The 19,095-nt window shown below is 65.6% G+C and carries 17 protein-coding genes and 1 tRNA gene; all 18 read left to right on the top strand.

Features of this window, described 5'->3' with window-relative positions; genetic code table 11:
• The first annotated feature begins 44 nt into the window (after window positions 1–44).
• On the top strand, window positions 45–1,706 hold the full coding sequence (locus IAQ70_RS02545; protein ID WP_223858726.1) for an ABC transporter ATP-binding protein: 1,662 nt from the start codon (window positions 45–47) through the stop codon (window positions 1,704–1,706).
• Entirely contained in the window at window positions 1,699–3,066 is a 1,368-nt protein-coding gene (locus IAQ70_RS02540; protein WP_190987743.1) for an ABC transporter permease, read from the top strand. Before IAQ70_RS02545 ends, IAQ70_RS02540 begins: the two co-directional genes overlap by 8 nt.
• Complete coding sequence (locus tag IAQ70_RS02535; protein ID WP_190987742.1) at window positions 3,063–4,388, top strand: ABC transporter permease; 1,326 nt, start codon at window positions 3,063–3,065, stop codon at window positions 4,386–4,388. The genes IAQ70_RS02540 and IAQ70_RS02535 overlap by 4 nt, the downstream gene beginning before the upstream one ends.
• Before the next feature lie 5 nt (window positions 4,389–4,393).
• Window positions 4,394–4,810, top strand: coding sequence for a cytidine deaminase (locus IAQ70_RS02530; RefSeq protein ID WP_190987741.1), 417 nt, complete (start codon window positions 4,394–4,396; stop codon window positions 4,808–4,810).
• On the top strand, window positions 4,794–6,107 hold the full coding sequence (locus IAQ70_RS02525; RefSeq protein ID WP_190987740.1) for a thymidine phosphorylase: 1,314 nt from the start codon (window positions 4,794–4,796) through the stop codon (window positions 6,105–6,107). Before IAQ70_RS02530 ends, IAQ70_RS02525 begins: the two co-directional genes overlap by 17 nt.
• A gap of 5 nt (window positions 6,108–6,112) precedes the next feature.
• Window positions 6,113–6,748 (top strand): DedA family protein, encoded by a 636-nt coding sequence (locus tag IAQ70_RS02520; RefSeq protein WP_190987739.1) that lies wholly within the window; start codon window positions 6,113–6,115, stop codon window positions 6,746–6,748.
• A gap of 101 nt (window positions 6,749–6,849) precedes the next feature.
• A complete protein-coding gene (locus tag IAQ70_RS02515) occupies window positions 6,850–7,575 on the top strand; it encodes a DedA family protein (protein ID WP_317983560.1) in 726 nt (241 codons plus the stop codon).
• A 39-nt stretch (window positions 7,576–7,614) separates the two neighbouring features.
• Complete coding sequence (locus IAQ70_RS02510; protein WP_190987738.1) at window positions 7,615–8,769, top strand: adenosine deaminase; 1,155 nt, start codon at window positions 7,615–7,617, stop codon at window positions 8,767–8,769.
• Window positions 8,770–8,845: 76 nt separating this feature from the next.
• Window positions 8,846–9,475 (top strand): MazG nucleotide pyrophosphohydrolase domain-containing protein, encoded by a 630-nt coding sequence (locus IAQ70_RS02505; protein ID WP_190988078.1) that lies wholly within the window; start codon window positions 8,846–8,848, stop codon window positions 9,473–9,475.
• A gap of 133 nt (window positions 9,476–9,608) precedes the next feature.
• Window positions 9,609–10,889, top strand: a complete 1,281-nt coding sequence (eno, locus tag IAQ70_RS02500) for a phosphopyruvate hydratase (protein WP_190987737.1) — start codon at window positions 9,609–9,611, stop codon at window positions 10,887–10,889.
• 143 nt (window positions 10,890–11,032) lie between these two features.
• The gene (locus IAQ70_RS02495) at window positions 11,033–11,725 is read left to right on the top strand and encodes an FtsB family cell division protein (protein ID WP_190987736.1); all 693 of its coding nucleotides are present in this window, start codon (window positions 11,033–11,035) and stop codon (window positions 11,723–11,725) included.
• Window positions 11,726–11,740: 15 nt separating this feature from the next.
• Window positions 11,741–12,424 (top strand): DUF501 domain-containing protein, encoded by a 684-nt coding sequence (locus IAQ70_RS02490; protein ID WP_190987735.1) that lies wholly within the window; start codon window positions 11,741–11,743, stop codon window positions 12,422–12,424.
• Window positions 12,421–13,368, top strand: a complete 948-nt coding sequence (locus IAQ70_RS02485) for a Ppx/GppA phosphatase family protein (RefSeq protein WP_190987734.1) — start codon at window positions 12,421–12,423, stop codon at window positions 13,366–13,368. The genes IAQ70_RS02490 and IAQ70_RS02485 overlap by 4 nt, the downstream gene beginning before the upstream one ends.
• A gap of 33 nt (window positions 13,369–13,401) precedes the next feature.
• Window positions 13,402–14,778 (top strand): S8 family serine peptidase, encoded by a 1,377-nt coding sequence (locus IAQ70_RS02480; RefSeq protein ID WP_190987733.1) that lies wholly within the window; start codon window positions 13,402–13,404, stop codon window positions 14,776–14,778.
• Window positions 14,779–14,812: 34 nt separating this feature from the next.
• The gene (locus IAQ70_RS02475; RefSeq protein ID WP_190987732.1) at window positions 14,813–16,303 is read left to right on the top strand and encodes an NAD(P)/FAD-dependent oxidoreductase; all 1,491 of its coding nucleotides are present in this window, start codon (window positions 14,813–14,815) and stop codon (window positions 16,301–16,303) included.
• A 125-nt stretch (window positions 16,304–16,428) separates the two neighbouring features.
• A complete protein-coding gene (locus IAQ70_RS02470) occupies window positions 16,429–17,370 on the top strand; it encodes an N-acetyltransferase (RefSeq protein WP_190987731.1) in 942 nt (313 codons plus the stop codon).
• Between the two features lie 23 nt (window positions 17,371–17,393).
• Window positions 17,394–17,467 (top strand) — tRNA-Leu (locus IAQ70_RS02465).
• Window positions 17,468–17,829: 362 nt separating this feature from the next.
• Window positions 17,830–19,062 (top strand): branched-chain amino acid ABC transporter substrate-binding protein, encoded by a 1,233-nt coding sequence (locus IAQ70_RS02460; protein WP_190987730.1) that lies wholly within the window; start codon window positions 17,830–17,832, stop codon window positions 19,060–19,062.
• Window positions 19,063–19,095 lie beyond the last annotated feature (33 nt).

Raw genomic sequence — 19,095 nt, 5'->3', positions numbered from 1 at the left:
TCCCGTCCGGTACGGTCACGGACGCTTCGAGATTGGTCAGAGTTTTGAAACTTGAACTCAGAGGGATCACCAAACGTTTCGGCTCCCTGCTCGCCAACGATCACATCGATGTGGTGGTTGAACCCGGACAGATCCACTGTCTGCTGGGCGAGAACGGGGCCGGCAAATCCACCCTGATGAATGTGCTGTACGGGCTGTACGAGCCCACCGAGGGCGAAATCCTCGTTAACGACAAACCCGTTTCCTTCCGCGGCCCGGGCGACGCCATGGCCGCAGGCATCGGCATGGTGCACCAGCACTTCATGCTGGTGCCGGTGTTCACCGTCGCTGAAAATGTCGCCCTGGGCGCCGAAAGCACCAAGGCCGGCGGCTTCCTCAACCTGGAAGACACCCGCCGCAAGATCAAGGAGATCTCGGACCGCTACGGGTTCGACGTTGATCCGGACGCGCTCGTGGAGGACCTCCCGGTGGGTGTCCAGCAGCGCGTGGAAATCATCAAGGCCCTGGTCAGGGACGCCAAGGTCCTGATCCTGGATGAACCCACCGCCGTGCTCACGCCCCAGGAAACCGACGAACTGCTGGACATCATGCGCCAGCTCAAGTCCAACGGCACCTCCATCGTGTTCATCTCGCACAAGCTGCGCGAAGTGAAGGCCGTCTCCGACACCATCACCGTGATCCGGCGCGGCAAAGTTGTGGGCTCCGCCAACCCGGGGGACTCCACCACGGCGCTGGCCTCCATGATGGTGGGCCGGGCCGTCAACCTGACGCTGGACAAGGCTCCCGCCAAGCCGTTGGAGAAGACCTTCAAGGTCAAGGACCTCACCGTCATCGCCCCGAACGGGCACCATACCGTTGACGGCATCAGCTTTGACATTGCCCGCGGGGAGATCCTGGCCGTCGCGGGAGTCCAGGGCAACGGCCAGACGGAACTTACCGAGGCCATCCTGGGACTCCAGGAGCGTGTGCACGGCTCCATTCTCTTGGACGACGTGGAACTTGTCGGCCGCAGCGTAAAGGATGTCCTCAACTCCGGCGTCGGCTTCGTGCCGGAAGACAGGTCCGTTGACGGCCTGATCGGCACGTTCTCGATCGCCGAGAACCTGGTGCTTGACCGCTACGACCAGCCGCCGTTCGCCAAGGGCATCAGCATGAGCCCGGCGAAGGTCCTGGAGAACGCAAAATCGCGGATCGATGAGTTCGATGTACGAACCCCTTCAGGCCTCCTGGCCGCCGGTACCCTGTCCGGCGGCAACCAGCAGAAGGTGGTCATGGCGCGGGAGCTGTCCCGGCCGCTGCGCCTCTTCATCGCCTCACAGCCCACCCGGGGCGTGGACGTCGGGTCCATCGAGTTCCTGCACAAGCGGATCGTCGCCGAACGCGACCAGGGCACACCGGTGATGATCATCTCCACCGAGTTGGATGAGGTCATGGAACTCGCCGACCGGATCGCCGTGCTCTACAAGGGAAAGCTCGTGGGAATCGTCCCCGCCGGAACCGGCCGCGACGTCCTGGGCCTCATGATGGCCGGCATCCCGCAGGAGGACGCCGCCTCCGACCACGCTGTCAAGACGGACCGCGCTGCTAAGACCGAGCACGCTGCCAACACGGACCAGGCTGTTCAGCCGGACCAGACTTTCAAGACTGACGCCGCAGCCGCTGAAGGCCGCGCAACCTCCAGCCCCGAAGGAGGCGAACATGCCTGACGAGGATCGCCCTAAACACGTTGACCAGCACGCCAAACCGCACGAAAAGAGCGTGGCGGCGGAAGAAACTGCCGCCGTAGCGGCGGTGGATACCGCCGGCGGCGCCATCAGCCCATCCGCAGTGCCCGCCACCGCCCAAAGCGGAAAACTGCCCGGCGGCCCGGACACCCTGCTCCGGAAAATTTTCACCGGCAGCGGTGTGGTCTCCGTCCTGGCGGTGTTGCTGGCGCTCATCCTCGGCGGCCTGCTGATTGCTGCCACAGACGAGCGCGTGGCGACCACGTCGGGGTACCTGTTCGCCCGCCCCACCGACTTCCTTTCCGCGGTGTGGAACGCCGCCACCCGCTCCTACATTGCGCTGTTCCAGGGCTCAGTCTTCAACCCGCGCGGTTCCGGCCTGGCCGTGCAGTTCGCGCCGCTGATGGAAACCCTCACCATCGCGACGCCGCTCATCACAGCGGGTCTTGGCGTTGCCCTGGCGTTCCGGGCAGGCCTGTTCAACATTGGCGCCCAGGGCCAGATCATCATGGCCGGCATCCTCGCCGCCTGGGTCGGTTTCGCCCTGCACCTGCCCCTGGGACTGCACCTTCTGCTGGTCCTGGTGGCCGGCATCGTGGGCGGTGCGCTTTGGGGCGGGCTGGTGGGCCTGCTGAAAGCCCGGACCGGTGCCCATGAGGTCATCCTGACCATCATGTTCAACTACATTGCCTTGTACTTCCTGCGGTACCTGCTGAACACGCCCGCGTTCCAGCGACCCGGCGAGTCCAACCCGATCTCGCCCATCCTGGATCCCACGGCCGTCTACCCGCAGATTTTCGGCTCGCAGTACCGCCTGCACCTGGGCTTCATCCTGGCCATCGCCGCCACTGTCCTGGTGTGGTGGCTGCTGAACCGGTCCACCGTCGGCTTCGAATTCCGGGCCGTGGGAGCCAACCCCAAGGCCGCCCTGACCGCCGGGATCAACGTCTCGCGCTCCACCATCCTCGTGATGGCCATTGCGGGCGCCCTGGCCGGCATGTCCGGCGTCGCCCAGGTGGCAGGCACGGAGAAGGTCCTGACCGACGGTGTCGCGGCAACCTATGGCTTTGACGCCATCACGGTGGCACTGCTGGGACGTTCGACGCCGTGGGGCACCTTCGCCGCCGGCCTGCTGTTCGGCGCCTTCCGCGCCGGCGCCGTGCAGATGCAGATCCAGACGGGCACCCCCATCGACATTGTCCTGGTGGTTCAGTCGCTGATCGTCCTCTTCATCGCGGCGCCGCCGCTGGTGCGGGCAATCTTCGGGCTCAACCCCCGCCGCAAGAAGCCGGCCGCAGCCGGCAAATCCCAGCAGGCAGCAACCACCGGAGGCGCAGCATGAGCGCAACAGCAACATCGCCCTTGCCGGGAAGGGGCAGCCCCGGAACTGCGCCCGAAACCGGCAAAATCCAGGCGGCGTCCGGTAAACCGGTGCTCTGGAAAACTCCCGTCGTGCTTTCCGCCCTGGGAATTGTCGCCTTCGTTTTCTTCGGGCTGATGGGATCCGGACAGACTGCGAAGTTCGGAATCTCCACCGGCGGCGATTTCTTCCAGCTCCCTGCGCTGGAGATCCCTGCCATGGCCGGCGGCATCGTGCTCTCGGTCCTGATGCTTGGGCTGGCGGCCTACGCCGTTTACCTCAAGACCCAAAACCGGCCGGCCCCGGCCTGGCTGACCATCACCTTCACCGTGCTGTTTGTCGCAGCCTTCCTGATCTGGGTTGTGGGCGGGGCCAGGACACCCAGCATTTCGCTGGCCGGGCTCATCGCCGGTTCCGTGACGCTGGCCGTTCCGCTGGTCTTCGGCTCGCTGTCCGGTGTGCTCTGTGAGCGCGTTGGCGTGGTCAACATCGCCATCGAGGGCCAGCTCCTGGGCGGCGCTTTCACGGCAGCCATCGTGGCCAGCATTACGCAGAGCCCGTTCGTGGGCCTGCTGGCGGCCGCCGTTGCCGGCGCGGCGGTGTCCATGGTGCTGGCAGTGTTCAGCATCAAGTACCTCGTCAACCAGATCATCGTGGGCGTGGTGCTCAATGTCCTGGTTTCCGGCGTCACCGGCTTCCTATTCAGCACTGTGATGCAGGAGAACAAAGCCAGGTTCAACTCACCCCCCGGCCTGGATATCGTCGAGATTCCTGTCCTTTCCGGCATCCCCATCATTGGGCCCATCCTGTTCAAGCAGTCGGTGGTGGGTTACCTCATGTATGTGGCCGTCATTGTGGTGTGGGTGGGGCTTTTCAAGACGAAGTGGGGACTCCGGGTCCGTGCCGTTGGAGAACATCCCCAGGCTGCCGACACCATGGGCATCAAGGTCAACGCCACCCGCTTTTGGAACGTGACCCTGGGAGGTGCCATCGCAGGCATCGGCGGTTCCTTCTTCACACTCGTGGCCATCGACAGCTTCACCAAGGAGATCTCCGGCGGGCGAGGCTTCATCGCCCTGGCCGCGCTGATCTTCGGCCGGTGGAATCCGATCGGTGCGTTCTTCGCTGCCCTGCTGTTCGGTTTCGCGGACAACCTGCAGAGCATTGTGACCATCATCGGAACGCCGGTGCCCAGCCAGTTCATGGCCATGCTGCCCTACCTCGTGACGGTGCTCGCCGTCGCGGGGCTCGTCGGACGGTCACGGCCGCCGGCGGCCAGCGGCATCCCTTACGTCAAGGGATGACGGCGATGGAAGCGGGCATCATTGACTGGGATCTGCTCAGGGCGGAGGCAACGCGCGCCATGAAAAAAGCCTATGCCCCGTATTCGAAGTTCCCGGTGGGGGCAGCGGCCCTCACCGCCGATGGCCGGCTGGTCAGCGGCTGCAACGTGGAGAACGCCAGTTACGGGCTGACACTTTGCGCTGAATGCACCCTGGTGGGGAACCTGCAGATGACCGGGGGCGGGCAACTGCGGGCCTTCTACTGCGTGGATGCTGCCGGCAACGTGCTGATGCCGTGCGGCCGCTGCCGGCAACTGCTCTACGAGTTCCGTGCCCCGGCCATGGAGCTTATGACCACCCAAGGCATCAAGACGATGGACCAGGTGCTGCCCGACGCATTTGGTCCCCAACATCTGGAGGACTCCGGTGACACAGGCAACTGAAGCGTTCGACGCCGTCGACATCATCCGTACCAAGCGGGACCGTGGAGTCCTCAGCCCGGAGCAGATCGACTGGACCATCGACGCCTACACCCGCGGGGCCATCGCGGATGAGCAGATGGCCGCGCTGAACATGGCCATCCTGCTCAACGGCATGGACCGCGCAGAGATCTTCCGCTGGACCGCCGCCATGATCGCCTCCGGGGAGCGGATGGACTTCAGCGGACTCCGGCGGTCCGACGGCGGCACGAAGGCTACCAGCGACAAGCATTCCACCGGGGGAGTCGGGGACAAGATCACCCTCCCGCTGGCACCACTGGTCGCCGTGTTCGGCGTTGCCGTGCCGCAGCTGTCCGGCCGCGGGCTCGGCCACACGGGCGGCACCCTGGACAAGCTTGAATCGATCCCGGGCTGGCGGGCCGACCTGAGCAACGACGAAATGATGGCGCAGCTCCAGGACGTCGGTGCCGTGATCTGCGCCGCCGGGGCCGGACTGGCGCCGGCAGACAAAAAGCTCTACGCCCTGCGGGATGTCACGGGCACCGTGGAGGCCATCCCGCTCATCGCCTCCTCGATCATGAGCAAGAAAATTGCCGAAGGGACGGGCTCACTTGTCCTCGACGTCAAAGTGGGCAGCGGGGCGTTCATGAAGGACGAGGCCCGGGCGCGGGAGCTGGCGGAAACCATGGTGGCGCTGGGTAAGGACGCAGGCGTTAACACCGTGGCGTTGCTGACCAACATGAGCACGCCGCTCGGCTTGACGGCGGGCAACGCGATCGAGGTCGAAGAATCGGTGGAAGTCCTGGCCGGCGGCGGGCCGGAGGACGTGGTGGAGCTGACGGTTCGCCTTGCCGAAGAGATGCTGGCATGCGCAGGCGTCCACGATGCCGATCCCGGCGCCGCGTTGAAGGACGGCCGGGCCATGGATGTCTGGAACAGGATGATTGAGGCGCAGGGCGGCGATCCGCGGGCCAAGCTGCCGGTGGCCAAGGAGTCGGAAGTCATCTACGCGCCCGCCGACGGAGTCCTCGTGGAACTCGATGCCCTGGCCGTCGGGGTCGCCGCGTGGCGCCTCGGGGCTGGCCGTGCCCGCAAGGAGGACGCAGTGCAGGCAGGGGCCGGGATCCGCATGCATGCGAAGCCCGGCGCGGCGGTCCGGGCCGGCGAACCCCTGATGACACTGCTCACCGATACGCCGGAAAAGTTCGCGCGCGCCAAGGAATCCCTGGAACATGCGGTCACGATTGCACCGGAAGGGTCACGCCCGGCACAACGGCTCATCATCGACCGAATAGCATAGGGAGAATGCAGGCCATCAATGACTTCATCCTCACTGCCGCCGGGCAGCCGTGGGTGCTGCTCCTCGTGTTGGCCTGCTGCCTCATTGACGGCTTTTTCCCGCCGATCCCCAGCGAATCCGTGGTGGTGGGCCTGGCCGCCGTGGCAGCCACCGCGGACGTTCCCAATCCGTGGCTGCTGGTGGCCGTGGCGGCCCTGGGCGCATTCTCGGGCGACAACATCGCCTACCTCATCGGACGCAGGGTCGGCACCCAGCGCTGGCACTGGATGCGCGGGCCCCGGATGCAAAGCGCGTTCCGGTGGGCCGGTACGGAGCTCAGGAAGCGGCCGGCGTCGTTGATCCTCGTGGCGCGGTTTATCCCCATCGGCCGGGTTGCAGTGAATCTCACGGCAGGCGTGACGCATTATCCGCACCTCCGTTTTGTTGGCCTGACAGTCCTCTCCGCCACCCTCTGGGCGGCATATTCGGTCGGGATCGGACTGTTTTTTGGCCAGTGGTTCGAGAACAACCATTTCCTCGGCGCGGTCATCGCCGTTGTCTGCGCCGTTGGCCTGGGAATCGTCGTGGACCTGGTCATCAACCGCATCCGTGGCAAGGTTCCCGTGGTGGAGCGGCTGAAGGACCCCGGCGCGCAGGAATGAAGGGTCCGCGGGCGTAGCGGACGGCGTCCCGGCCATGGGACACTGAAGGGCGATTAACGTCACTACCGGCCGCAGCATTTTCGTCTAGGAGCAAGACCCGCGTGGAGTTTATTAATGAGGCCGTGCTCCATGCAGCGGGCCAATGGTGGATCTACCCCGTTCTGCTCGTGTTTTTCTTCGTCGACGGCTTCGCCATGGTGGTGCCCAGCGAAACCCTCATTGTGGCGCTTGCGGCGTTTGCCCGGCACAGCGGTGAGCCCAACCTCTGGATCCTGGGCGCAACCGCACTGGTCGGCGCCATCGCCGGCGACAATATGGCCTTCATGCTCGGCCGGAAGATCGGCCTCGAACGCTGGAAATGGATGCGCCGGCCCAAGATTCAAAAAGCCTTCGGCTGGGCACGGTATGAGCTGGACAAGCGCGGCGCCGTGCTGATCTTCACCGCCCGCTACATCCCGTGGGGCCGCGTGGCAGTCAACTATGTGGCCGGCAGCACCGGTTTTGGGCACCGCCGCTTCTTCCTGTTGGACGCTTTCGCCTGCCTCACCTGGGTGGGGTACTCCATCGGCATTGGCCTGCTGGCCAGTTCCTTCCCCTGGCTCCACCACAACCCCCTGCTGAGCGCGGGCATCGCCGTCGTGTTCGCCATCGTGCTGGGCATCCTGATCGACCACCTCCTGCGGATGTGGCACAAGCACCTGGCCCGCAAGGACGCTGAAACCGTGGATGAATGGCTCGACGGCGGCCCGGAAGGTTCCCTGCCCCCGCGCACGGGAGCTTCCACGCTGCTGGCACCCGCACCGGCGGAGGCCGAGCCCGGAAAGTAGCGGGTGGCATAAGCTGCCTGCCGACCCTAAGGTTGGAAGGTGACTGAGCCCATTGTTGACACCGCCCCTGCCATCGATTTCGACCTGAAGAGCCTGCCCAAGGTTTCGCTTCACGACCACCTGGACGGTGGTCTCCGGCCCGCCACCATCATCGAACTGGCCCAGGACGTTGGCCACACGCTCCCTTCCACCGATCCCGTGGCCCTGGGCCAATGGTTCCGCGAATCGGCCGACTCCGGCTCGCTGGTCCGCTATTTGGAGACCTTCGACCACACCGTTGCCGTGATGCAGACCAAGGAAGGCCTGTTCCGGGTCGCCAAGGAGTTCGTGGAGGACCTCGCGGACGACGGCGTGGTGTACGGCGAGGTGCGCTGGGCTCCGGAGCAGCACCTCCAGCAAGGACTCTCCCTTGACGAGGCCGTCGAAGCAGTGCAGGAAGGCCTCGAGGCCGGCGTCGACGCCGTCGCGGAAGGCGGCCGTGAAATCCAGGTGGGCCAGCTGATCACGGCCATGCGCCATGCCGACCGCGGCCAGGAGATCGCCGAACTGGCCGTCCGCCACCGCAACAAGGGCGCCGTGGGCTTCGACATCGCCGGCGCCGAGGACGGCTTCCTGCCGTCCCGGTTCAAGGACGCGTTCACCTACCTGGCCCAGCACAACTTTCCTGCTACCGTGCACGCCGGCGAGGCAGCCGGGCTCGAGAGCATCCAGTCCGCCCTGGTGGACGGCCGGGCACTGCGCCTGGGCCACGGTGTCCGGATCGCCGAAGACATCCTGGTGGAATTCGACGACGACGAGGACGCCGAGGGTGCCGAAGGCGGGGAGGACAGCATCGGCCTGGTCACCCTGGGTGACCTCTCCAGCTGGGTCCGTGACCGCGGCATCGCCCTGGAGATCTGCCCCTCATCAAACCTCCAGACCGGTGCCATCGCCGGATTCGGTGAAGGCATCGAGAGCCACCCGCTGGACATGCTCTACCAGCTGGGCTTCAACGTCACGATCAACACGGACAACCGGCTGATGAGCGGCGTCACGCTCACTGACGAATTCGAGCTCCTCGTCGAAACGTTCGACTACGACCTCGACGACCTGCTGGAGCTCACCCTGAATGCCGCCGAGGCGTCCTTCCTGCCGCTGGAGGAGAAGGAAGCGCTGGTGGAGTACATCAACGACACCTACGCCAACCTTGGCTGACCAGGTTCCTGTTGACCAGCTCCCCGTCGAACGTCTGGTCACGGTCATAGCCGAACTGCGGGAGCACTGCCCGTGGATGGGTGCGCTCACCCATGCCTCGCTGGTGGAGTACCTCCTGGAGGAAGCCTACGAGGTTGCCGAGACCATCGAAACCGGCGCCGATGACGCCGAGCTCCGCGGCGAACTGGGAGACGTGCTGCTCCAGGTGGTGTTGCACGCCCGGCTCGCCGAGGAGCGCGGCTCGTTTACGTTCGACGACGTCGCGCGCGGACTGAGTGCCAAGATGGTACGCCGCAATCCGCATGTGTTCCGGCCTGATGGCACGCTCCAGGACAGCTTCCCGGCCACCATGGACGAGATCGTCCGGAAATGGGACGCGGTCAAGAGTTCGGAGCGGCCCGAACGCAGCGGACCTTCAGAGGGGATCCCGGACGCCCTGCCCGCCCTGGCCAAAGCACAGAAATTCCTCGACCGGGCCGAGCGCTCCCCAACCGCCCCCTACCCTCGCAAGCTCGGCCAGGGAACCCTGCGGTCGTGGGCCCAGGCTCGATCACTGGAGGCCCTCGAAACAGCTGATGCGTTCGAAACAGAAGAAGACCTCGGTGAGCTGCTGTTCGCCGTCGTCGGTTCTGCGCGTGCCCAAGGATTCGACGCAGAGCGCGCCCTGCGGGGAGCCATCCGCCGGCGGTCCGGGCCGCCATCATGACGTCCGGGTGACGGTTAGCGTTCCGTAACGTCCGCCACTCTCGACTACGCTAGTCCCTGACGACGACGTCCCAAAGATTCCGCCAATTTTCAGCTGTTCGATCCACCAAAAATCGCCCCCAAGGAGCACATCCATGGCGCTTATCGATGCCATCCACGCCCGCGAGATCCTCGATTCCCGAGGCAACCCGACCGTAGAAGTAGAAGTACTGCTCTCCGACGGCCAGATCGGCCGCGCAGCCGTTCCCTCCGGTGCCTCCACCGGCGAGCACGAAGCTGTTGAACTCCGCGACGGCGACAAGGGCCGTTACCTCGGCAAGGGTGTCCAGAAGGCCGTTGACGCTGTCATCGACCAGATCGCCCCGGCCCTGATCGGCTTCGACGCCACGGACCAGCGCAGCATCGACCAGGCCATGCTGGACCTGGACGGCACACCCAACAAGGGCAAGCTCGGCGCCAACGCCATCCTGGGCGTTTCCCTGGCAGTGGCCAACGCAGCCGCCGCGTCCGCCGACCTGCCGCTGTACAAGTACCTCGGCGGTCCGAACGCGCACGTCCTCCCCGTTCCGCTGATGAACATCCTCAACGGCGGCTCCCACGCGGACTCCGACGTCGACATCCAGGAATTCATGATCGTCCCGATCGGTGCGGAGACCTTCTCCGAGGGCCTGCGCTGGGGCGTTGAGGTGTACCACAACCTCAAGTCCGTCCTGCAGGCCAAGGGCCTTTCCACCGGCCTGGGTGACGAGGGCGGCTTCGCGCCGAACCTGCCGTCCAACCGCGCCGCGCTGGACCTGATCCAGGAAGCCATCAAGAATGCCGGCTACACCCCGGGCAAGGACATCGCCCTGGCCCTGGACGTCGCCTCCTCCGAGTTCTTCAAGGACGGTGCCTACCAGTTCGAGGGCAAGGCCCTGTCCGCCACCGAGATGAGCGCCTACTACGCCGAGCTCGTTGCCGACTACCCGCTGGTGTCCATCGAGGACCCGCTGGACGAAAACGACTGGGACGGCTGGAAGACCCTCACCGACAGCATCGGCGACAAGGTCCAGCTCGTGGGCGATGACCTCTTCGTCACCAACCCCGCCATCCTGCAGCGCGGCATCGACACCAAGACGGCCAACTCGCTGCTGGTGAAGGTCAACCAGATCGGTTCGCTGACGGAGACGCTGGACGCCGTTTCCCTTGCCCAGCGCGCCGGTTACACCACCATCACCTCGCACCGCTCCGGCGAAACCGAGGACACCACCATTGCCGACATCTCCGTTGCCACCAACGCGGGACAGATCAAGACCGGTGCCCCGGCCCGCTCCGAGCGCGTTGCCAAGTACAACCAGCTGCTGCGCATCGAAGAGGAACTCGACGACGCCGCACGCTACGCCGGCCGCAGCGCGTTCCCGCGTTTCAAGGGCTAGTAGCCGCGTAAACCACTGACCGGTGGCTATGGTTGAAAGACCATAGCCACCGGTTTTTGTTTCGGCCTGCTGCTGGACCGGCAGGGCATTTTGTTTCAGCGCAGAGTTGCGGCCCGAGGCAGGCCGCACGTTTCAGGAGTGTCATGGCTACCCGCCGTCCCAAAGTTCCCAAGGCCGCTTCCCCGCATCGGGCCGCAACGGACCACGCGAAGGAAGCCGCCGACACCGCAGATGTCATCCGCGCCCAGTTTGGCGGCACAAAAGATGGCAACGCCCAGGGCAAGGCCAGCCAGCCGCAGGGCACCGCCGGGAAAGCCGCAACCCCTGCCAAGACCCCCGCCTCCTCCAAGGGGACTCCCACGAAAGGTTTCCCAAACGCGAAAGTGCGGGGGAGCGGCGGGGCCGCTGCGGGCGGAAGGCCGCAGGGAGGGCTGGACGAAACCCAGCCCGTACCGGCCAAGGCCTTCTCCGGACGCATGCTGGCACTCGCCGTCGTGATGATTGCCATCACCATTATGCTCGCGCCCACCGTCAAGATTTTCTTCGACAAACGTGCCGAACTTGCTGCCCTGAGCGACGATATCTCCGCCCGCCAGGCCGAGGGGGACAGGCTGCGCCAGCAGATCTCGCGCTGGCAGGATCCCAACTACGTGAAACAGCAGGCCCGCGACCGCATTAACATGGTTATGCCGGGCGAAACCGGCTACTGGGTTTTCGGCAGTGATTTGCCGGCAGGATCAAGCAGTAGCCAGAACGCCGCAGCAGCGCAAGACCCCGCCGATCTGCCGTGGGTGGATTCCCTGTGGGAGTCCGTCAGGCGCGCGGCCACAGACTGAACCACCAGAGGAAGGATGGCCGCGCCAGTGGAAGCACACACGGCATCTGAGCCGGAGAAATCCCGCCAGCCATCAGCACATGATCTTGAAGTACTCAGCAGGCAACTGGGACGGCCGGTGCGCGACGTCGTCGAAATTCCGGCCCGTTGCGTGTGCGGCAATCCCTTGGTGGCTGCCACGGCGCCCCGCCTGGGGAACGGCACACCGTTCCCCACGACCTTCTACCTGACGCACCCGGTCATCACCTCGGCAGTCTCCCGGCTCGAAGCTGCCGGCCTGATGAACGAGATGAACGAACGGCTCACCGCGGACGAGCCCCTGGCGGCCGCCTACCGTGCCGCCCACGAAGACTACCTCGCTGCCCGGGCCGGCATCGGCGAACGTGCGGGCATCGGTGCCGTCCCGGAAATTGACGGCATCTCCGCCGGCGGCATGCCCACCCGCGTCAAATGCCTGCACGTGCTGGTGGGGCATTCCCTGGCCGCCGGACCCGGCGTGAACCCGCTGGGCGATGAAGGCATCGCCGGCATCCGCGAATGGTGGACCGCGGACCGCTGCTACTGCGGCGGCGCTTGGGACACTGACGGGGAAGCCCCGTCACGGGACCTGAGCCGCCACGGACCCCAGGGCCTGCCGGAGATCGTTGGCCGGCCTGCCCCGGTCCGGAAAACCGCGGGCACCCCGGAAGCCACGCCGTGACCCGCGTCGCTGCCATCGACTGCGGCACCAACTCCATCCGCCTGCTGATCGCGGACGTGGACCGCATTAACGGGACGGCCAAACTCACGGACGTGGTGCGGGAAATGCGTGTGGTCCGCCTCGGCCAGGGCGTGGATGCCACCGGCGAACTTGCTCCTGAGGCACTGGAGCGCACCTTCGCAGCCACCGCGGATTACGCCGCCCTGATCCGCGAACACGGCGCGGAGTCGGTGCGGTTTGTGGCCACGTCAGCCAGCCGGGACGCCCGGAACCGCCACGTCTTTGTGGACGGAGTCCGGGACCTGCTCGGTGTTGAGCCCGAGGTCATCTCCGGGGACGAGGAGGCCGCCCTGTCCTTCGCGGGCGCCAGCAGCGTCCTGCCCATCCACGACGGTGACCAGGTCCTGGTGGTTGACCTTGGCGGCGGCAGCACTGAATTCGTCCTCGGCACGGCCCACGGTGTCACGGCCGCCAAATCCGTGGATATCGGCTGCGTCCGGCTGACCGAACGGCACCTGCGGGACGACCCGCCAACAGCGGAGCAGATCGCCTCCGCGGAAGCCGACGTCGACGCCGCCATCACCCTCGCGGGCCTCGACGTTCCGCTGGAACGCGCCACCGCCGTCGTCGGCGTTGCCGGTTCGATCACCACCATCACGGCGCACGCCCTGCGGCTGCCGGAATATTCGCCGGCGGCGATCCACGGAGCCGAACTACCCCTCAGCACGATCACCGCGGCCGCCGCCGACCTCCTGGCGATGACCCGGGCCTCACGTGCGGAACTGCCCTACATGCACCCGGGCCGGGTGGATGTGATGGGCGCCGGCGGGCTGGTGTGGCGCCGGATCCTGGAGCGGCTCCATGACCTCAGCGGGGGCCGGATCGTCACGGCCACTGCCAGCGAACACGATATTCTTGATGGAATTGCCCTGAGCCTCAACTGACGCCGGGCATCAGCGCACCAAGCAGGGGAACACATGACCAGAGCAACAGCCCGGTTCCGCCGGACCGCCGCAGCGCTCCTGGCGATGACCCTCGCAGGCGTCAGCCTTGCCGCAGGCCTGGCGCTGGCCCCCGCCGCGCAGGCGGATGAGGTACGGGACAAACAGCATTGGCTCGGCGAGTCGGGGATCACCAAGGCCTGGGAAGTCTCCAAGGGTGCGGGTGTAAAGGTCGCGGTGATCGACAGCGGCGTGGACGCGGGCCACCCTGACCTGAAGGGTGCCGTCACCGGAGGGTACGACGCCTCGGGGGCAGGCACCGCCAACGGACAAAAAACCATCGGCATTAAACCCGAACACGGCACCCTGGTGGCCACGATGCTGGCCGGCCGCGGCCATCAGCCTGCCACGGCGTCACCATCAGCCAGTGCCGCCCCGTCACCGGTCGGCCCGGACGGCATCGTGGGGGTGGCGCCGGAAGCGGAGATCCTGTCGGTCTCCACCTGGCTGGGCTCGGCGAACCCCGCAGGCAAGAGCGACCAGGACCAGATCCCCGAGGCCGTCCGCTGGGCCGTGGACAACGGCGCCAGGGTCATCAATATTTCCCTCGGCAGCACCACGCCGCAGTGGCCCCAGAGCTGGGACGCTGCCTTCCTCTATGCCGAGCAAAAAGACGTGGTGATCGTTGCCGCCGCCGGGAACCGGGTGGGCGGCAACCTCCAGGTGGGTGCTCCCGCCACCATTCCCGGTGTCCTGACGGTTGCCGGGCTGGACCGCAAAGGGGTTGCGAGCGTCGATTCGTCCTCGCAGGGGATCAGCATCGGAGTGGCCGCACCGGCGGAGAACCTCGTCGGCGGACTGCCCGGCGGCGGATACGCCGAATGGGCCGGTACGTCAGGCGCGGCTCCGATCGTGGCCGGCGTGGCCGCCCTGATCAGGTCCAAGTGGCCGGACATGAGCGCGAAGCAGGTCATCAACCGGATCGTCACCACTGCCAAGGACGCAGGTCCTGCCGGGAAGGACCCGCTGTACGGCTTTGGCGTGCTCAACGCAGAGGCGGCCTTGAAGGATCCGGTGCCTGAAGCTGCGGCCAACCCCCTGGGTTCCATTTCTGACTGGATCCGGGTGCACCGCCGCGGAAACCTTGCCACGCCCGCCCCGGTCGCCAGCGCAGACGTGGCCAGCGCCGTTCCCACCCTGCCGGATCCGACAGTGCCCGCCGCGAAGGCGCCGTCACAGCGTGACAGCGCCATTGGGGCAGCCGTCGTCGTCGGTTCAGCCTTGCTGTTTGTGGTGATCATCGCCGTGGCCGGTTTCCAGTTGCGCAGGGCTGCGCGGGATCCGGGCCTGGCGCGCGACGATCCGGATACGGGCGTCTTCGATACCGCGGATTCCGGCGGCAAGCACAGTTAGTGAAGATTTTCACAAACTACTGTATTCTTTACTTATGGCAACCACCCCAGAGCTCCAGGACCGTCCCAGGGTACTCGTCGTCGGCGGCGGGTACGTCGGCCTGTACGTAGCACTCAAACTGCAGAAGAAGATCGCGAATGCCGGTGGCATCGTCACCCTCGTGGATCCACTGCCCTACATGACCTACCAGCCTTTCCTGCCCGAGGTCGCCGGCGGCAACATCGAGGCACGCCACGCAGTGGTGTCCCACCGCCAGCACCTGAAGCAGACCGAACTTATCCAGGGCAGCGTCACCTCGATCGACCATGCGAACCGCACCGCCGTCGTGGCACCCGCGGATGGCGGCGGACACATTGAGGTTCCCTACTTTGACATCGTGGTCGCCGCAGGCGCCATCACTCGCACGTTCCCCATCAAGGGCCTTGCGGACAAGGGCATCGGCCTGAAGACCATCGAAGAGGCCGTGGCCCTGCGGAACAAGGTGCTGGAACGGATCGAAGCCGCCTCCACCATCACGGACCCCGCAGCCCGCGCCAAGGCCCTGACCTTCGTTGTGGTCGGTGGCGGTTTTGCCGGCATCGAGTGCATCACCGAAATGGAAGACCTGGCCCGCGCCGCAGTCCGGAACAACCCGCGCATCAAGCAGGAGGAAGTCCGCTTCGTCCTGGTTGAGGCCATGGGCCGCATCATGCCCGAAGTCACCGGACCCCAGGCTGAATGGGTTGTGGAGCACCTCCGTAGCCGCGGCATCGAGGTCCTGCTGAACACCTCGCTGGACAGCGCCGAAGGCACCCTGAAGCTGATCAACCTCCCGGACAAGAGCCTGGCCCAGGAATTCGAAGCCGACACCCTCGTCTGGACTGCCGGCGTGCAGGCCAACCCGATGATCCGCTCATCCGACTTCCCGCTGGAGCCGCGCGGCCGTGTCCGCGTGCTTCCGGACCTCCGCATCGCCGGTGACGAAGGCATCATCGAGAACGCCTGGGCTGCCGGCGACATCGCCGCCGTGCCTGACCTGACGGGCAGCGGCCTGCCGGACGGCACCTGCGTCCCGAACGCCCAGCACGCGCTGCGCCAGGCCAAGCGCCTGGCCAAGAACCTGTGGGCTTCCCGCTGGGACAAGCCGCTGAAGGACTACAAGCACAAGAACCTTGGTGCCGTGGCCGGCTTCGGTGAGTGGAAGGGCGTTGCCAACATCAACCTCATCGGCCGCATCGGACTCAAGGGCCCGCTGGCCTGGCTGGCACACCGCGGCTACCACGGCATGGCCATGCCCACGGTTGAGCGCAAGATCCGCGTGATCATGGGCTGGATCCTGGCATTCTTCATGGGCCGCGATACCACGCAGCTGATCGACCTGGACAACCCCCGCGGCGCGTTCGTTGCGGCTGCCACCCCGGCGCCCAAGCCGGCCGCAGCCCCCGCTCCGGCGGCACCCGAGGCCTCAGCCGCCGCCGCAAAGCCCGGCTCCGCTGCCGCCACCAGCGTGGACCCCAAGCAGTCGGTCACGGCCGACGCCAAGTAGCGCCGACCGCACCGCACTGCGCTGCCATAACGCCCGACGGCGGCTGTCCCTTTGGGGGACGGCCGCCGTTTGCGTGTCCCGGCACGTCTTCCTTGCAGGGCACGTCTTCCTTTTAGACTGGCAGGATGACTGGCGAAACGAACCTCCAGGCCCTGCTCGCAACGCTGCATCCCGTGCTTCGGGACGGTGAATACGTCTACGTCCTGTGGCCGCACGGCAGGCCACTGGACGCAGGGATCCAGGCTGCGGTGCGGGAAGCCGAGGGCCTCACCGTGGTCCTGCCGCGCGAGACAGCGGACAGCCTGGGGCTGCCCTACGACTTCGTGGGTGCCTGGATCACCCTGCAGGTGCATTCTGAAGTGGAGGCTGTTGGCCTGACGGCCGCCGTCGGGAAGGCCCTGACGGATGCCAGGATCAGCTGCAACGTGCTGGCCGGCTTCCACCATGATCACCTGCTGGTGCCGATAGCGGATGCGCCCCGCGCCCTCGAAGTCCTGCATGAACTGTCAGCGGCCAGCCTGGACCAGCCGCGGCCCGAACTGCTGCTCCGGAACGAGACGCCGGCGGACAGGGAGGCGATCCTCGCGCTGACAGCCGAAGCGTTCGCCATCTCGCCAGTGACCGGTCTGGCCGTGGAGGGCGCGCCGATTGAAGTCGAGGTTCTCCGCCAGCTCTTCGAATGCGAGCAATACCTGCCGGAATTCAGCGTGGTGGCGGAGCTGGCCGGCGAAGTGGTTGGCCATGTGATCAGCACCCGGGGCTGGGTGGGCGAATACGGGTTGCTGGGGCTGGGACCGATCGGCGTCACGCCCAGGCTGCAACGCCACGGGATCGGTACCGCGCTGATGAACGACACGATAGCCCGGGCCAACGCAGCGGGGGAGGGCGGCATTGCCCTGCTGGGCAGCACCGAATACTACCCCCGGTTCGGGTTTGTTCCGGCGGCATCTTTCGGCGTGCTGCCGCCTGACGAGGCCTGGGGCGACCATTTCCAGCTGCTTCCGCTGGCGCTCTGGCCCGGGGGCGTGCACGGCACTTTCCGGTATGCCGCACCACTGGCAGGCTGATCACGGGATACCATTGACCGGGCGCCCCAGTAGCCCAATTGGCAGAGGCAGCGGACTTAAAATCCGCGTGTTGTGGGTTCGAGTCCCACCTGGGGTACACCTTTCCTTCTTTGTGGCGCGCGCCCCGGCGCCTTCCGCCACCTCCGGAGCATCAACTGACCCACCCCCCGCGCGCGGTCCAGACGCCCGAGGACCCCCTGTGCGGGCTTGATTCCATATATGCAACAACTGTTATAAGGATGTGACCTCAGTCACTTATATCCTCAGCATATATGCATTATTTTGAAGCTAAATCAGGAGCCCCTGATCCACGCTCGCCTCCAGTTTTCGCCACGCCCTAAGGCAAGTGTGTCTCGCGACACATTTTAGGGAGTAGTCTCAGGAAACAATTCGGAAGTACGCGTAAGCTGCCTCGGTCATCCGCAGCAGTCGAGATATCCCGGCTCGGAAGGTAAATAAATGTACCGAAAGAAAGTCATCACGGCATGGGCGGCGGCGGCCACCCTTACCCTGGCGCTCTCGGGCTGTGCCAATCAGGCCGGCCCCACCACGACGGACACCTCTGGAACTTCCGGAAAGGTGAACATCCCGTCAATCTCCAAGGTGGATGTACCCTCAGGCGCTGTCCTGCCGAAGGGCGACGGCAAGGCTACCTGCCCCGCAACAACGACGTTGGCGTACGCAGGCGCACAGACCGGACCGAACGCCCAGCTCGGCATCAACATCTTCAATGGCATCCAGCTGGCAATCAATCAGCACAATGCCGCGAATCCCGGCTGCCAGGTCCAGTTCAAGAAGTTCGACACCGAAGGCGACCCCAACAAGGCCACCGGGCCCGTCACCCAGCTCGTCAGTGAAGCGGACATCGTAGGCGTCATCGGGCTCCCGTTCTCGGGTGAATCTAAGGCAACTGGCAACATTTTCGAACAAAAAGGCCTGGTTCACATCACGCCTTCCGCGACCAACCCCGGCCTGACGGAGAATGGCTGGACCACCTTCTTCCGCGGCCTGGGTAACGATGCCGTGCAGGGGCCGGCTGCAGCCAAGTTCCTGACCGGAAAGCTGGGCGCGAAAAAGGTTTACCTCGTCCAGGACGATTCCGACTACGGCATTGGCCTTGGCACGTCGACCTCCGCCGGGCTCGGCAGCGCACTGGTCGGGACGGAGAAGGTCACCACCGGCCAGAAGGACTTCTCGGCAGTGATCTCCAAGATCATGAACGCCAAGGCCGACGCCGTGTTCTACTCGGGCTACTACGCCGAGGGCGCCCCCTTCGACCAGCAGCTTTCGGGCAAGGGCTTCACCGGCACGTTCGTCGCACCTGACGGCGTCAAGGACGATCAGTTCATCAAGCAGGCCGGTGACGCGTCCAATAACGCCTACTTCACCTGCCCGTGCATCCCGGGGGAGCTCATTCCGGATTTTGCTTCGGGCTACAAGGAAGTATCCAAGGGCACTGAGCCCGGAACCTACTCCATCGAAGGTTACGACGCCGCTACCGTGCTCCTGTCCGGCATTGATGCGGGCAAGCAGTCGCGCGCGGACCTGCTCTCCTGGGTCAAGGCATACGACAAAGATGGCCTGAGCAAGCATCTCAAGTGGGATGCGAAGGGCGAACTGCAGGCGCCGACTGTATACGGATACAAAGTGGAGAACGGCAAGATCGTTCCGATCGGACCGATCGGCGAGTAATCGTCCACTGCAAGAAATGGGGGCTGTGGGGTC

Origin of the sequence: Pseudarthrobacter sulfonivorans (assembly GCF_014712225.1) — a bacterium.
In the GTDB taxonomy this organism is placed as follows: domain Bacteria; phylum Actinomycetota; class Actinomycetes; order Actinomycetales; family Micrococcaceae; genus Arthrobacter; species Arthrobacter sulfonivorans.
Note: the sequence above shows the minus strand (reverse complement) of the source record. Positions and strands in the feature narration are given on the sequence as shown.